The sequence below is a fragment of the Rhodoferax sp. genome (assembly GCF_018780565.1).
Taxonomy (GTDB): Bacteria; Pseudomonadota; Gammaproteobacteria; order Burkholderiales; family Burkholderiaceae_C; genus Rhodoferax.
Window position 1 is genome coordinate 593,437 of the sequence record NZ_JADMJN010000002.1, and the last position, 14,855, is coordinate 608,291.

12 protein-coding genes are annotated in these 14,855 nt (G+C 59.0%); 9 read left to right on the top strand and 3 right to left on the bottom strand.

What is annotated here, in order from left to right:
- Window positions 1-10: 10 nt before the first annotated feature.
- Window positions 11-439, bottom strand: a complete 429-nt coding sequence (locus tag IV109_RS03290; protein WP_296692040.1) for a hypothetical protein — start codon at window positions 437-439, stop codon at window positions 11-13.
- A gap of 117 nt (window positions 440-556) precedes the next feature.
- Here IV109_RS03290 and IV109_RS03295 point away from each other — a divergent pair, with 117 nt between their 5' ends.
- The 4 genes from IV109_RS03295 (at window position 557) to IV109_RS03310 (ending at window position 5,394) form a co-directional block, all read left to right on the top strand.
- Window positions 557-1,198, top strand: a complete 642-nt coding sequence (locus IV109_RS03295) for an ATP-binding cassette domain-containing protein (protein WP_296692043.1) — start codon at window positions 557-559, stop codon at window positions 1,196-1,198.
- Window positions 1,199-1,265: 67 nt separating this feature from the next.
- On the top strand, window positions 1,266-2,210 hold the full coding sequence (locus tag IV109_RS03300) for a tripartite tricarboxylate transporter substrate binding protein (RefSeq protein WP_296692513.1): 945 nt from the start codon (window positions 1,266-1,268) through the stop codon (window positions 2,208-2,210).
- Between the two features lie 173 nt (window positions 2,211-2,383).
- Entirely contained in the window at window positions 2,384-4,687 is a 2,304-nt protein-coding gene (locus tag IV109_RS03305; protein ID WP_296692046.1) for an EAL domain-containing protein, read from the top strand.
- 26 nt (window positions 4,688-4,713) lie between these two features.
- Complete coding sequence (locus IV109_RS03310; RefSeq protein ID WP_296692050.1) at window positions 4,714-5,394, top strand: methyl-accepting chemotaxis protein; 681 nt, start codon at window positions 4,714-4,716, stop codon at window positions 5,392-5,394.
- 18 nt (window positions 5,395-5,412) lie between these two features.
- On the opposite strand, the gene IV109_RS03315 is transcribed toward IV109_RS03310, so the two are convergent.
- The gene (locus IV109_RS03315) at window positions 5,413-7,275 is read right to left on the bottom strand and encodes a M48 family metallopeptidase (protein WP_296692053.1); all 1,863 of its coding nucleotides are present in this window, start codon (window positions 7,273-7,275) and stop codon (window positions 5,413-5,415) included.
- Window positions 7,276-7,487: 212 nt separating this feature from the next.
- On the opposite strand from IV109_RS03315, the gene urtA reads away from it, so the two are divergent.
- The 5 genes from urtA to urtE all read left to right on the top strand — a co-directional run bounded on the left by urtA (window position 7,488) and on the right by urtE (window position 13,121).
- Window positions 7,488-8,750, top strand: coding sequence for an urea ABC transporter substrate-binding protein (urtA, locus tag IV109_RS03320; RefSeq protein ID WP_296692056.1), 1,263 nt, complete (start codon window positions 7,488-7,490; stop codon window positions 8,748-8,750).
- A 95-nt stretch (window positions 8,751-8,845) separates the two neighbouring features.
- On the top strand, window positions 8,846-10,426 hold the full coding sequence (gene urtB / locus IV109_RS03325; RefSeq protein ID WP_296692062.1) for an urea ABC transporter permease subunit UrtB: 1,581 nt from the start codon (window positions 8,846-8,848) through the stop codon (window positions 10,424-10,426).
- A complete protein-coding gene (gene urtC / locus IV109_RS03330) occupies window positions 10,423-11,526 on the top strand; it encodes an urea ABC transporter permease subunit UrtC (RefSeq protein WP_296692065.1) in 1,104 nt (367 codons plus the stop codon). The genes urtB and urtC overlap by 4 nt, the downstream gene beginning before the upstream one ends.
- The gene (gene urtD / locus IV109_RS03335; protein ID WP_296692067.1) at window positions 11,523-12,404 is read left to right on the top strand and encodes an urea ABC transporter ATP-binding protein UrtD; all 882 of its coding nucleotides are present in this window, start codon (window positions 11,523-11,525) and stop codon (window positions 12,402-12,404) included. The genes urtC and urtD overlap by 4 nt, the downstream gene beginning before the upstream one ends.
- Before the next feature lie 12 nt (window positions 12,405-12,416).
- Entirely contained in the window at window positions 12,417-13,121 is a 705-nt protein-coding gene (urtE, locus tag IV109_RS03340; protein ID WP_296692070.1) for an urea ABC transporter ATP-binding subunit UrtE, read from the top strand.
- 18 nt (window positions 13,122-13,139) lie between these two features.
- Here the strand turns inward: urtE and IV109_RS03345 are convergent, their stop codons facing one another.
- Window positions 13,140-14,801, bottom strand: coding sequence for a response regulator (locus IV109_RS03345; protein ID WP_296692072.1), 1,662 nt, complete (start codon window positions 14,799-14,801; stop codon window positions 13,140-13,142).
- Window positions 14,802-14,855 lie beyond the last annotated feature (54 nt).

The following is a 14,855-nucleotide window of genomic DNA, read 5'->3' on the forward strand; positions in this document are numbered from 1 at the left end:
TGGGTCGCGCTTAGGGCTTCAGGCGCTCGCAGGCATCACGCCGGGGTTGCATCAAGGAAGCATTTCCCTTGTCCTTGGCCCGCGCTGCCATCAGCTCATGGTGTTGATCCAGATACGATTTGCATTCTTCATAGGACTTCATGGCCCGCATTTTTTTGCGATGCTCGTTGCGCTCGGCCCAACTCATCATCGCCCACCCGGGTGTGACATCCTTGCCCCACCATGCGGCTGATCTGCGACCCTTTGTTTCGCCCCGCTGCCCTGCTGGTGCCGATGCAGCAACCGTGGGGCGTGGCGCAGCAGCGTCTGCGCCTGCACCCGGACCAGGTTGTGCTGCTGCTGTGCCGCCAAGCAAGACGATCGGGAGCAGGATTACCCAAGTTCCCAAAAATTGGCTGAGATGTGTCATGTCGCCCTCCAGAAGATATGCGTAGAGCATGGTTTGTACTTGGGTGGCGGGACACCTCATTGTGAAATGTCAATAACTTGTTGTCGCCGATCTTGAGCGGACTCTGGCCTAAGATGCACGCATGTTCAAAACCCTCAATAGATGGCCATGAAAGCCCTTGATCTCACCGTGCAACCTGTCCTCTCTGTAGAGGGTTTGTGCTTTCGCTATCCAGAGCGCGAGTTGTTCAAGAACTGGTCGGGGTGCATTCGACCGGGCCTCACGCTGTTGCTGGGCGGTGATGGCAGCGGCAAGACCAGCCTGTTGCGCTTGCTGGCGGGTGCACTGTCAGCCGATGCGGGCGAGTTGCAGGTTCACAGTACGCGATTGCGCGATGACCCCGCTGCTTACCGCCAGCAAGTGTTTTGGGTCGATCCGCGTTCAGAGGCTTTCGAGCAGATTTCACCGGTGGCGTATTTCCAGTCCCTGCATGACATTTACCCGAAGTTTGACAAGCAGCGGCTGGGCGAGCTGAGTACCGGCCTGTCTCTGACTGAGCATATGGAGAAGCCAATGTACATGCTCTCGACCGGGTCCAAGCGCAAGGTCTGGCTGGCAGCAGCCTTTGCATCCGGTGCAAGCGTTACCTTGCTGGATGATCCCTTTGCTGCGCTGGACAAGCCTTCCATTCGCTTTGTACGGGAACTGCTGGCAGGTGCGGCGCGTGATCCCTCGCGCGCCTGTTTGCTGGCCCATTACGAGGCGCCGGGCGATGTTCCGCTGACCGCGGTGATCAAGCTCGACATTTGAAGCAACATTGACGCAGACAATAGACCCCATGAATTCCAAACAAATGTTTCTCAAAAAGATATTGCCAATGCTTGTGCTGTCCGGCGCCAGCAGTCTGGTGCTCGGCCAGGTTTGGCCTGCGGCCAAGCCGATTCGCCTGATCGTCGCCTACCCCAGCGGTGGCGTCAGCGACATCGTCGCCCGAGCGCTGGGTGAGCGCCTTGCCGTGCAATTGGCTACCCCCGTGCTGGTTGACAACCGAGCCGGCGCCAGCGGCAGCATTGGCGTTGATGCTGTGGCCAAGGCCGCGCCCGATGGGTACACCCTGGGCTTTGCGGCGGTGAGTCCTCTGGTGCTCAATCCGCATTTGAGCAAATCGCCTTTTGACCCCCTGAAAGATGTGACGCCCATTGCCAGTGTCATGTATTCGCCGGTGTTGCTGTTGGCGACGTCAGCCACACCCGCCAGGGACTTTCGCGACTTGCTCGTGGCGGCACAGAGTCGGCCGGGCGCTGTGCGTTGGGCGACCTCGGGTCCTGCCTCGCTGGGTCACCTCATGCTGGTGCAGTTGGCAGCAGGTGCCAAGATCGATGTCACGCATGTGCCTTACAAAGGTGGTGGGCAGCAAATCACCGATGCACTCAGTGGCCAGTTCGAGGTCCTGTCCGTTAATACCGGGCCGGCGGTGATGCAGCATATCAAGGCTGGCAAGCTGCGTGCGTTGGCAGTGGGTGCCCCGTCACGTCTGGATGCAATGCCCCAAGTGCCGACGCTGGCCGAGCTGGGTTTTGCGCAGGCTAACCTGAACTCGCTGTTCGGTGTGTTTGCGCCGGCTGGCGTGCCCCAGCCGATACTGGACCGGCTCAACACCGAGATCAACAAGGTACTGGCATTGCCGGATTTTCGCGCCCGTTTGATTGCCAGTGACAACGTGCCGACTGGCGGGAGTGCGGCGGATTTTTCAAGGCAGATCGCCAGCGAGTTCGAGAGCAACGCGCGCATCATCAAGACGGCGGGCATCAAAGCTGAGTAGGCGGGTGAATGTGCACTGAGTTGCGGGGGCATCGCAATCGCTTGCACCATTGATGACCGTTATGCACCAATCTCGTTAGATAAGGGGTAATTACCTATTGCATTTACCTGAATCTCTGGTTTTTGTTTGGCATGAATGATGCTTGAGAGGTGACATCGCAACAGGGAGTCATCGTGCATCAAACATCAAAACGCGCGGCACTGAGCAACCCGGATACTGGGTTTCCACCTCGCTTGTCCCAAGCCTTCACACACAATACGGCTCTCAGTGCGCTGGAAGAGGCCGCTTCCTTTGGCCGATGGTGGTTTGATTGCGAGACATCGCAGATGGTTTTGTCTGCCTTGGCTGCGTCTTACTTGAATGTTGAGACTTTGTGCCACGACCGGTTGGACGGTTGCTTCATCTCTGTCGTGCTGGATGACTTGCTGCCGCTGATTTCGCAGCTGTCAAGCAAGCCCCTGCAGTCTGGTGGATTCGAATTTCGCGTGATCAGCCCGTTGGACGGTCTGCGCTGGCTGCGCATGACGCACATGCCCGCCGATCCCGACAACCCGGGCTTGTTGAGTGGCATCCTGGTTGACATCACACCCATCAAGCATGCCATGATGCGTGAGCGACTGGGTTTTGAGTTGACGGAATTTCTGGTGGGCTCCCATAGTCTGGGCGACGCCATCACCAATGTCATCCAGTTGATCTGCAGAAATCTGGGTTGGGACTGGGGTGCCTATTGGGCCATGGAGCAGTCCCCGCAAGGCGCCTCGCGGCTTGTGTGCAAGCACTTTTGGCATCGTCCCGAGCTGGATCTTGGCTCGCTTGGCATGGAAAGCGTCACTTCCTCTCTGGCGCCGGGCGAGGGCTTGGTTGGCAGCGTTTGGGAAAGCGGGCAGCCCGACTGGGTGGAAGACATGGCAAATGACCTGCGTTTTTCGCAACGCACGAATGACCGCGAGTGCCGCTTGTGGTCGGGCTATGTTTTTCCAGTCACCTATGTCTCGGCGGATGGCCATCAGCACAATCCAGGCGTTCTGGAGTTCTATAGCTGTCTTTCGCGGCAGCCCGAGGCTCAACTGCCAAAGCTCTCGGCCACCATAGGTGCGCTTATTGCGCAGATGGCGAAGAGGCTGGACCAACAGGCCACCATTCTTTACCTGGCGCAGGTCGACGGGCTCACGGGGCTTGTCAATCGCAGCCATTTTTATGAGTTGTTGACTCAGGCTTGCACCGCTTCGGAGAAGGCCAACACCTCATTTGGATTGGTGTTCATTGACCTTGATCGCTTTAAACCTATCAACGATGCTTTCGGTCATGAGGCGGGCAACGTTGTGTTGCACGAATTTGCACGGCGTCTGCGCGCTCTGGCCCCCGCCGGCGCCAGTGTGGGCCGGCTGGGTGGCGATGAATTCGCATTGCTTCTTCCGGGTCAATCCCAGGAGGATATCGCGACCCTGGTTGAGCAGGTCTTGCAGGCGGCGCGATTGCCATTTGCCTATGAAGGCGTGGAGCTCACGGTTTCTGCCAGTGTCGGTGTGAGTACATTTCCCCAAGGCGGAAAGACCTGTCCCGCGCTGCTCCAAAGCGCCGATGCGGCGATGTACCGCATCAAGAACAACGGCCGTAACGGGTGCCACTTCTTTTCCCTCAGCAGTCCCAACGCATTGGCCCTGCACCGATCGTCGATCGCCCAGCGTCTGGCGCTGGAGACAGAGCTTCACCATGCCCTGCAGGGGGATGAACTGTTCCTGGCGTATCAGCCAATTTTCAACATCCGCAATCAAACGCTGGAAGCCGTGGAGGCGCTGGTTCGGTGGAAGCGCCCCGATGGCACCCTGGTGCCCCCGGATGTTTTCATTCCCATTGCAGAGCAAAGTCACCTCATTGTGCAACTTGGAAAATGGGTGGTTTCTCAGGCCTGCCGTGATCTGGCCATACTGCGTGCGGCCAATTTTCAGACCCTCAAAATTCATGTCAACATGGCGGCCTCGGAGTTCACCAGCAGCACCTTGCCGGATGAGCTGTGCGCTCAGGTCGCCGCGTATGACCTGGACCCGAGCAGTCTGACGCTGGAGCTCACGGAGGGCATGCTGATGAAGTCGCCTGATCAGGTGATTCCTGTCATGCGTGCATTGCGGCGGCTTGGTTTTGGCATCAGTCTGGACGACTTCGGCATGGGGCATTCTTCGCTGGCGCTGCTCAAGAACCTGCCGATTTCTTCCCTCAAGATTGACCGTTCCTTTGTCAGCGATCTGACTCAGCAGCGCAATGACCGGGCGATCGTGAAAACCATCATTGATCTTGGCTGTCAGATGGATCTTGAGGTCATCGCCGAAGGCGTCGAAGCAGCGCCACAGCTGGCGATTCTTCAACAATCCGGCTGCATTCTGATTCAGGGCTATCTGATTGATCGTCCTCTGGCGATCGCCGAGCTGCTGGCCAAGTACCCCGCAGAGCGTCAGCCGCACGAGTTGCATGCGAATTGATCGAGTTTTACAACAGGGAGAAAATCATGTACTTACCCATTTCTGATCGCCCCAGGCTTGCTGCACCTGCGCCCCCGGCAGATCCTTCCGGGGAAGAGTTTGCCACCTACATCAACTTGTCGGGTCGGCGGCGGTTTACCTCGCAGCGGGTCGTGCTCTATGCGGTCCTGGCAGCCAAGCAAGATCCCTTGGCGGTGGACATTGCCACACAGGCGCTCAAGCTGTTTCGGGACGCACACGCCTGCCTGATGAAGGCATGCAATGGCGCGTCAGGTCAGTTCACCGCCGTCCTGCGGGATGCGTACTTCGGGCCTCCGCTGGGCCATGAAAAGATTCTGGCGTTCATCGACCTGGCCGAGCGTGTGTTGAATGCCATTGAGTCAGGCTGGCGCCACCAGGCTTCGCTGTTGCTGGATGAACTGATAGAAAGCGCAACCCCCTTGCTGGCCACGCTCAACAGCCTCACTGCCATTTACGAAGAACAGGCTCGCTGCCATGCCAAGAAAGTTGAGCACCAATTGCTTGAGGCCATGGGCGATATCAAAACCATTTCCAAGCATGCACAGGTGGTGGCAATGAATGCGCGCATTGTGGCTGCACGAGCGGGCAGTGCCGGGCGGGAATTCGCGGTTGTCGCCACCGAGCTGATCTCGATTACCAGCCACATCGAGACCATCCTGGATACGGCGATGGTCAAACCGGCATAGCCTCACCCGACCCGTCACTCAGTTCAAGGGGCGAACGAAAAGCGGATTGAAAGCCTTGTTCTGAATGTCTGCCAGGGCAGGTGACTGACCTGCCCACAAGACCAAGACCGGTCCTGGCAGGTCCAGCGTGCGCTCCAGGCTGCGGCACAGGTGGTGGCGATCATCGTCCTCCATCCCCGGCAGTTCGACAAATAGCAGGTAGCAGCGCCGGCAGGAAAACTCGCGAAGGGTTTTGCGCACCAGCCATGCGCGTGCCACGGGCTTGCAGCGTGCCATGTCGGACTGGAATTCACCGGCTTCGAAATCATTCAGGTCGTGGCGTGTGATGGACTGGAAGAAGGGCGTTTGCGTCAACTCCGCCCACGCGCGGCCTTCTGCTTCCTCGGCCTGCTTGAGCCTTGCACGCCAGAGCCTGAGCCCTGGCTCATGCAGAGTGCCATCGGTTGCAGGCTGCTCCAGCAGGCTTACTGCCGCTTGGCACGCCCACCAACGGTTGGCCACGCTGTGGTCAAACAGCTGGTCCAGACAGTCGAGGTGTCGCGGCGGGTCGGTGCCTTTGAGACACTGCGCCAGGCCCCGCAGGCCGCCGGCATGGGTGGGTGTGATCCGCAAGGCCTGCTCATAGCAGTCGTTCACCTCGGCGTCGGGGTCAAGGCGTCTGCGGAGGTCGCCCAGTTCGACCATTTCATCGGCATTGTTGTGCTCCATGCTGGCAGCCAGCTGGTCGATGCGAGCGCGCACGCGGCCCAGATAAGCGTGGTGCTGTGTCCAGCCGGAGGCATTGTCCTGGCACCATTGCCGGTCGAAGTGGTTGAGCCATTTGGCACTGCTGGCGCCCAGTAGGTCCAGTGCAGGGCGGCTGGACCAGACCGGCAGATGTTGGCTCACCTCCAGCGCCTGCAGCCGATCGCGCAGCACAGGGTGCGTGTCGTCTGCGTCACTGATTTCCCCCAGCGTCTGGTGCAGGGTTTCCCGGGCGAAGTCTTCGGGAAGAGGCGTGGTCAGCAGCGTGCGCATAGCGCTGAACGGACCCACGGGCACGGCATGGGTCGCGGCAATGCGCCAGTGCAGCGGCCAGAATTTGCGGGAAATCCAGACCCCCTTGATGGCGATTTCGGTCAGCGCGGCCGCAGCAACCTCCTTTCCCAGGAGCTGGCCTGCGATCCTGTCCGCTTCATACTCGTCCTGACGCGCCAGCGCGAAGGTTCTGGCCAGAAAGCGCGGGAAATACCAGCGCAGGAAGGCCTGCGTGGCCACCGCCGCCGGTCCTTCATCATGGCGCAGCCCTTGCTCAAGCCGGGTCCAACTCAACCGGGTACGGTAAATCCATGCCGCAAACTGGCCATGGTCGCTGCGCAGGTGGCCATACTCATGAGCCATCACCGCGAGGAAACGCGGCCGGTCCAGCGCCAGCAGCAAAGGCAGGCCGATCGTCAGGTAATTGACTGCGCCGCCAAACAGGCCATAGCGCGGCAGTTGGGAAATACTGGCGTTAAAACTGCTGTCCAGCAGCACATGGTGCAGGGGCGGGCCTTTGATCTTCCTTCGAATTTGTTCCAGCGCCTCGAACAGTGCCGGTGCCTCGGCGGGCGACAGTGCGACACCCTGTGGCGCATCCAGACGGCACCACAAGGCGCGGCTGCTGGTCCACAGCAGACCCGCAGCCGCAACGAGCAGCCAGATGTAGCCGGCTTTGAATTCCCCCTGACCGATGGCGTTCACCGTTCCAGCCAGAAGGGCCAACGCCAGTGCCAGGCAGCCGAGCACCCAGAAGTAGCCCACTGCCGCAAAGACAGCCACGCTGCGGCGGTAGGCGCGGCTGTTGTCGGCACTGGCGTGCTCACTCAGGCGCACAAGATGGATGAAGTCTGCTCTTTTCATTGGCACTCCCCGGTCTGTTGGCTATCTTAGCCATGAATAGGCCGTCTGCGTGGTTCAAAGCGGCGCAGGCTGGGCGCCAACCCTCATACGCCACTCGGCGTATTTTCACTTTTCCCGTGCGTCCCTACAGTCAAGCCATCGTTTTGCAAAAGCCGGCCCCGGAAGGCTCAGCACAACGAAATGGTTTCTTTTTACCTACCGGAGTAGCACACATGCAACGTCGTTTTACCCTCAAGGCACTCACCGCTGCCGTCGCACTGTCTGGCTTGACTGCCATGCCAGCGTTTGCAGCCGACACCATCAAGGTCGGCATTCTGCACAGCCTCTCGGGCACCATGGCCATTTCTGAAACGGTGTTGAAAGACACCGTGTTGATGGCCATTGACGAGATCAATGCCAAGGGTGGCTTGTTGGGCAAGAAGCTGGAACCGGTCGTGGTCGACCCCGCTTCCAACTGGCCTCTATTTGCTGAAAAAACCAAGCAACTGCTCACGCAGGACAAGGTTGATGTGATCTTTGGTTGCTGGACTTCCGTTTCGCGCAAGTCCGTGCTGCCAGTGGTCGAGGAACTCAATGGCCTTTTGTTCTATCCCGTGCAGTATGAGGGCGAGGAGCTGTCCAAAAACGTGTTCTACACCGGTGCAGCGCCGAACCAGCAGGCTATTCCTGCGGTGGATTACCTGATGAGCAAAGACGGTGGCGCGGCCAAGCGCTGGGTGCTGCTGGGCACCGACTATGTGTACCCCCGCACCACCAACAAGATCTTGCGCGCCTACCTGAAATCCAAGGGCGTAGCCGATAAAGACATCGACGAAAAATACACCCCGTTTGGTCACTCGGACTACCAGACCATTGTGGCTGACATCAAGAAGTTCTCCGCGGGTGGCAAGACTGCGGTGGTGTCGACCATCAATGGTGACTCCAATGTTCCCTTCTACAAAGAGCTGGGCAACGCCGGTCTGAAGGCCAAGGACGTGCCTGTGGTCGCGTTCTCGGTGGGTGAGGAAGAGTTGCGCGGCGTGGACACCAAGCCGCTGGTCGGACACCTGGCCGCCTGGAACTACTTCCAGTCGATCAAGAATCCTGCGAACGACGAGTTCATCAAGAAGTGGTCCGCCTATGCCAAAGCCAAGAACATTGCCGGTCACAAAGACAAGGCCTTGACCAACGACCCGATGGAGGCGACTTACATCGGCATCAACATGTGGAAGCAGGCGGTTGAAAAAGCCAAGTCCACCGATGTCGACAAGGTGATTGCTGCCATGGCGGGCCAGACCTTCAAGGCGCCCAGCGGCATCGTGAGCAAGATGGACGAGAAGAACCACCACCTGCACAAGTCGGTGTTCATTGGCGAGATCAAGGCCGACGGACAGTTCAACGTGGTGTGGAAGACACCCGGTCCGGTGAAAGCCAAGCCATGGTCGCCGTACATCGAAGGCAACGACAAGAAGCCTGATGAGCCGGTCAAGAAATAAGGGTTAATGCTGCTACACGGCCCGGGGTGGGGTTGAACGACCTCGCCCCGGGTTTTTCGTTTCAATGAAAACAAAATTTTTCAGAGAGTTTGTCAATGCTTAGCCGACTGATCCGATGGATGGCGATTGCTATATTGTTTATGGCGGGTAGTGCCTATTCGCTGACGGCTGATGAGGTAAGAGCCCTTAGTCTTGGCGACAGTGATGCGCGTATTGAGGCTTTGAACAAGGCCGTGGCAATGGCTGATGACAAGACGGCCGCTTTTCTGCAGGCCTTGTCTGAAGATGCGGTCAAGGTGGCGGGTGACAAAGTGATGGTCATTCGGGACGGCAAGGGTTTTGACCCTGTGACGGGCGCAGAGGTCAGCGTTCCCGAGGGTGCCGAAGACGTGATGAACAACAACCGCATGCGTGGCGAGCTGGACTCCGCACTGGCTGCGCTCAAGCTTTTTGCCAAAGACGAGAAGACCCGCATCGCTGCCATCAAGCAGTTGCAAAGCGATGCGGATGAAACCAAGTTGCCATTGATAGAAAAAGCGTTTGCGGCAGAAAGCAATGCGCAAATCAAGGAGCAGCTGGGCATGGTGCGTGCAGCGGCCTTGCTCAATAGTACCGATAAAACCAGGCGCCTGGAGGCGGCGAAGCTGCTGAGCACCAGCACGCAGGCCAACACCAAAACCGTGCTGCTGGCGCGGCTGGCGCAAGAGACCGAGCCGGACGTCAAGGCAGCGCTGCAAAACACATTGCGCCAAGTGGAGGCCTCGCTGGCCTGGGGGGACCGGCTGGGTGCGATTTTCAGTGGTATCAGCCTGGGGTCCATCCTTTTGCTGGTAGCGCTTGGCCTGGCCATCACTTATGGACTGATGGGCGTGATCAACATGGCCCACGGTGAACTGATGATGATTGGCGCCTATGCCACGTATGTGGTTCAGGGCCTGTTCCAAAAATACCTGCCGGGCGCGTTTGACTGGTACTTGCTGGCCTCGGTGCCGGTGGCCTTCATGGCCTCGGCCTTGATGGGTGCTGCACTGGAGCGCAGTGTGATCCGCTTCCTGTACGGCCGGCCACTGGAAACCTTGCTGGCCACCTGGGGCATCAGCCTGATGTTGATGCAGGGGGTGCGTACCCTGTTTGGTGCGCAAAATGTGGGGGTGGAGAACCCCTCGTGGATGAGCGGCGGGGTGCAGGTGCTCGGCAATTTGTCTCTGCCCTACAACCGGCTGGTGATCGTGGGCTTTGCGATTTTTGTGCTGGCAGGCGTGGCGTGGGTGATTGGCAAGACGCGTCTGGGCCTGTTTGTGCGTGGCGTCACGCAGAACCGTCCGATGGCCTCGTGCATGGGGGTGAACACTGCCCGCATTGACACCTACGCCTTTGCGCTGGGCTCGGGTATTGCCGGGCTGGCCGGCTGCGCCTTGAGCCAGGTGGGCAATGTGGGGCCAGACCTGGGGCAAGGCTACATCGTGGACTCTTTCATGGTGGTGGTACTGGGCGGCGTCGGTCAACTGGCAGGCACCGTCTATGCGGCGCTGGGCCTGGGCGTGCTGAACAAGTTCCTGGAGGGCTGGGCCGGCGCGGTGCTGGCCAAGATTGCCGTGCTGGTGTTCATCATCATCTTTATTCAGAAGCGTCCCCAAGGCATTTTTGCCATGAAGGGCCGGAGCGCCGAAGCATGACTACCTTTGCACTGCCTGCCAAAAGCCCCATGTTGACCGGCAAGGGCTGGACGGCTTTCATGGCTGCCCTGATCGTGGTCTGTGCCGTGGCCCCGGCGCTGAATCTGCTGGTGCCTTCGGACAGCGTGTTTCACATGAGCGACTATGCCGTGGGGCTCGTCGGAAAAATCATGTGCTATGCCATTTGCGCCCTGGCCATGGACCTGATCTGGGGCTACACCGGCATCCTGAGCCTGGGCCATGGTGTGTTCTTTGCGCTGGGTGGCTATGCCATGGGCATGTACCTGATGCGTCAGATCGGCACCGACGGCAATTACAAGAGCAACCTGCCGGACTTCATGGTGTTTCTGGACTGGAAGACCTTGCCGTGGCACTGGTCCTTGAGCGACAGCTTTGTGGCCACCCTGTTCCTGGTGGTGGCAGTGCCTGGCCTGGTGGCCTTTGTGTTTGGCTACTTTGCCTTCCGCTCGCGTATCAAAGGTGTGTACTTCTCCATCATCACGCAGGCCATGACGTTTGCCGCCATGCTGCTGTTCTTTCGCAACGAAACCGGCTTTGGCGGCAACAACGGCTTCACGGATTTCAAACGCATCCTGAACATTCCCATTGCCACACCAGGCATGCGCATGACGCTGTTCGTCATGACCGGGGTCACGTTGCTGGGCTTCTTTCTGCTGGCGCGCTGGCTGGTCAATGCCAAGTTTGGCCGCGTGCTGCAAGCGGTGCGTGATGCTGAAACCCGGGTCATGTTCTCCGGCTACAACCCGCTGGGCTACAAGCTCACGATCTGGACGATCTCGGCCATGATGTGCGGCGTGGCCGGCGCCCTGTATGTGCCGCAGGTGGGCATCATCAATCCCAGCGAGATGAGCCCGGCCAACTCAATCGAGATTGCCATTTGGGCCGCCGTCGGCGGTCGTGCCACCCTGATTGGTCCGATCGTTGGCGCCTTCATCGTCAACGGGGCCAAGAGCTGGTTGACGGTGGCCTATCCCGAGTATTGGCTGTACTTTCTGGGGGCGCTTTTCATTGGTGTAACGCTGTTCCTGCCACATGGGATGGTGGGGCTGGTGAAGAAGCTGCGGGGGAACAGGAAATGACACCAGATCTGCTGGAGCAAGGGGCCCGTCGCGTCGAGGCGCGCATGGCAGCGATGGCGGCCAGGACGGGGCAAACAGAGTCCGGTGGACGTGCCGCGGGATTCTCGCGTTTGCACACGCCGGGCGAAGTGGATGTGACCCACGGTCGCATTCTGTATCTGGACGAGGTGAGCGTCAGTTTTGATGGTTTCAAGGCCATCAACAAGCTCTCGCTGGACATTGCCCCGGGCGAATTGCGCTGCATCATCGGTCCCAATGGTGCGGGAAAGACCACCATGATGGACATCATCACCGGCAAGACGCGTCCCGATGAGGGGAGCGTCTTTTTTGGCAGCACGATTGACCTCTTGCGCTACACAGAGCCCGAAATTGCCCAGCTCGGTATCGGGCGCAAGTTTCAAAAGCCCACCGTTTTTGAACAGCTGACAGTGTTCGAAAACCTGGAGCTGGCCCTCAAGACCAACAAGGCGGTTGCTGCCTCGATGTTTTTCCGTCTGGATTCAGCCCAGAGTGACCGCCTGCTTGATGTGCTGCATACCATTCACCTTGCCGAGAGCGTGGGTGCCCAGGCGGGAACGCTGAGCCATGGCCAAAAGCAGTGGCTCGAGATTGGCATGCTGCTGATGCAGGACCCCAAACTGCTGTTGCTGGATGAGCCGGTTGCCGGCATGACGGATGAGGAAACCGAGCGCACCGCCGAGTTGTTTCTGTCGCTCAAGGGCAAGCATTCGCTGATGGTGGTGGAGCATGACATGAGCTTCATCAACACCATCTCGGACATCGTGACCGTGCTGTGCGATGGGTCGGTGCTGGCTCAGGGAACGCTGGCTCAAGTGCAGGCCGATGAGCGGGTGATCGAAGTGTATTTGGGCCGATGAGACTGGACCTGTATGAGTAACCCTGTTTTAAATGTTCAGAACGTCAACCAGTACTACGGCGGCTCGCACATCCTGCGCGATGTGAGCCTGAAAGCGACGCTGGGCAAAGTGACCGTGATTCTGGGGCGCAACGGCGTGGGCAAGACCACCCTGCTGAAAAGCCTGATGGGCCTGGTACCGATCAGGACCGGCAGCATGGAGCTGGATGGAAAACCGATCCATAACGCGACACCTTATGAGCGCGCCCGGTCCGGCATTGGCTTCGTGCCGCAGGGGCGGGAAATCTTTGCACGGCTCACCGTGGAGGAAAACTTGCGCATGGGCCTGGCCTACAAAACTGCCAGCACGCCGATACCGCCTGAGCTGTTTGATTTGTTCCCGGTTCTCAAGCAGATGCTGCACCGCCGTGGTGGCGATCTTTCGGGTGGACAGCAGCAACAGCTGGCCATTGCCAGGGCGCTTGCGGCGGGTCCCAAGCTGCTGATTCTGGATGAGCCAACCGAGGGTATTCAGCCCAGCATCATCAAGGACATTGGCCGGGTCATCCGTATGCTGGCCGATCGCGGCAACATGGCGATTGTGCTGGTGGAGCAGTACTACGACTTTGCCCGGGAGTTGGCAGATGACTATGTGGTGATGGAGCGCGGCTCGGTCCTGGCCAGCGGGCTGGGCCGGGATATGGAAGTTAACGGCGTGCGCCAGATGGTCGCGATTTGAGCGTCACGGAACCGCGAGTCAGGTGATGGCGTTGGGGGTCTTGGCCGTGGGTCCGCCCGTGCGCAGGGTCAGACCGCCTGCCTGGCGTTTTTGCTCCCCCAGTGACGCTCTGGCCGTGCTGGTGGCAAAACGGCTGCGCAAGTCCTGCACCATTTCAATCAGGCTTTGTGCATCCGGAATTTTGGCCGCGTAGCGATTGAGTACCAGGTAAGCGGTTTCGATCAGCTTGCCGTTGAGTGTGGAGCTGCCGTGAAAGATGAGATTTTTCACGGCGGCCTTGGGATCGCCCCCCATGCTCAGTGACATTGCGTGTTCACTCAGCTTCAGAACCTGCGCCTGCGCAGCCCTGATACGCTCTGCATAAGGTGCATGTATGGCGGCAGATCCGGCCAGCAGTTCAGTCAGTGCGCGGTTGGTGCAAAAACGCATGCCCAGGGCCTCCACAACCGAGTCCACTTCGTCAAGTTGAATGGCCTTGTCGGCCAGTTGGGCCAGCAGCGCCAGCAGGTTGGCTGCTGACTCAAAATCAAATTCGGGAGATTTCACGTTTTTGATCATCGCCCGCACGGCGTCCAGCGCCTGTGCAAATTGGTGCAGTTGAATCAGGGCGAGAGCATCCACGATGTCTGACAAGCGCTGGTGCCTTTTGCTGTCCGGGTTTCTTTCGATCAGGCGGACAAAATCGTCATGGCAGCGCTGCAAACCTTTGCGGTCGTTGCTTTCCAGGCGGGCAAAAGCCAGCAGCACCAGCGTCTGGCAGTCGAACATTTTGGAGTCCAGGCCGAGCCGGGTGGTTCGGTCGAGAATCTTTTCCGCCTCTTTGCGGTCACCAGAGTAATAGGTCATCATGCCCAGGTTCTGCAGCCGGCTGATGGAGGCTGGCGTGAGCTCGCTGGCCATTTTGTAAGTTGCCATGGCTTTGTCGAACTTGCCCAGGTCAAACTGGGCACGCCCCATCACATCGTAGGCATCGGCGTAGCTGGGGTCTTCGCTGATCAGGTTCTCCAGCGTGCTGACCGCCACCGAGGTCTGGCCCGTGTCCAGCAAGGACCGTGCAACCCCCAGTTTGGCCCAGGGCAAGGTTTTGGCCGCTACGACAGCTTCATAAAGCGTCTGGGCCTCAGCGGCCTTGCCAATGCGCAGCAGCAGTTCGGCACCGACCCGGGCCGCATACAGCCAGAACAGGCCTCGGGTTTCAAAGCGATGCAGGCACAAATTGGCGGCGCCTTCAAAGTCTTCAATTTCGATGGCCGCGAATATTTCGGACAGTGAAATTTTGCGGATGCGAGCTTGCCGCAAGCGATCACCCAGTTGGGTGGCTTTGTGGGGCTTGAGCAGGTAGCCGTCCAAGGCGGACTCGGCTGCCTCCGCAACCTTGGCGTAGGTCGCTTCACCCGTGACCATGATGAAAACGGTCGAAAAGGGCAGCAGCTGGTTGCGCCGCAGATCGTCCAGCAAATCCTGCCCGGACGAGGATTCGCCTGAAAAATGATGCTCGCACAACACGACATCAAATGTCCGGTATTCCAGCTGGCGACGGGCATCCGCCAGCCGCGCGCACTGAACCACCGTGCCCATACCGAAATCACGCAATTGGGACACCAGAATGGAGCGTGAAGTCGGGTTACTGTCAATAACCAGTGCCTGCGAGGCAGAGAGGTCGTCTTCAGGCAGTGCCATCAAAAACGTTCTGTCTGCCGGGCCGCACCGTGGGCCGTTTGGAAAATAAGATCA

Bases quoted from the DNA above. Each gene is read 5' to 3' on its own strand.
- urtD (WP_296692067.1), top strand. From the start codon at position 11,523: ATGACACCAGATCTGCTGGAGCAAGGGGCCCGTCGCGTCGAGGCGCGC.
- urtA (WP_296692056.1), top strand. From the start codon at position 7,488: ATGCAACGTCGTTTTACCCTCAAGGCACTCACCGCTGCCGTCGCACTG.
- IV109_RS03290 (WP_296692040.1), bottom strand. From the start codon at position 439: ATGCTCTACGCATATCTTCTGGAGGGCGACATGACACATCTCAGCCAA.
- urtC (WP_296692065.1), top strand. From the start codon at position 10,423: ATGACTACCTTTGCACTGCCTGCCAAAAGCCCCATGTTGACCGGCAAG.
- IV109_RS03315 (WP_296692053.1), bottom strand. From the start codon at position 7,275: ATGAAAAGAGCAGACTTCATCCATCTTGTGCGCCTGAGTGAGCACGCC.
- IV109_RS03300 (WP_296692513.1), top strand. From the start codon at position 1,266: ATGCTTGTGCTGTCCGGCGCCAGCAGTCTGGTGCTCGGCCAGGTTTGG.
- IV109_RS03295 (WP_296692043.1), top strand. From the start codon at position 557: ATGAAAGCCCTTGATCTCACCGTGCAACCTGTCCTCTCTGTAGAGGGT.
- urtE (WP_296692070.1), top strand. From the start codon at position 12,417: ATGAGTAACCCTGTTTTAAATGTTCAGAACGTCAACCAGTACTACGGC.
- IV109_RS03345 (WP_296692072.1), bottom strand. From the start codon at position 14,801: ATGGCACTGCCTGAAGACGACCTCTCTGCCTCGCAGGCACTGGTTATT.
- urtB (WP_296692062.1), top strand. From the start codon at position 8,846: ATGCTTAGCCGACTGATCCGATGGATGGCGATTGCTATATTGTTTATG.
- IV109_RS03310 (WP_296692050.1), top strand. From the start codon at position 4,714: ATGTACTTACCCATTTCTGATCGCCCCAGGCTTGCTGCACCTGCGCCC.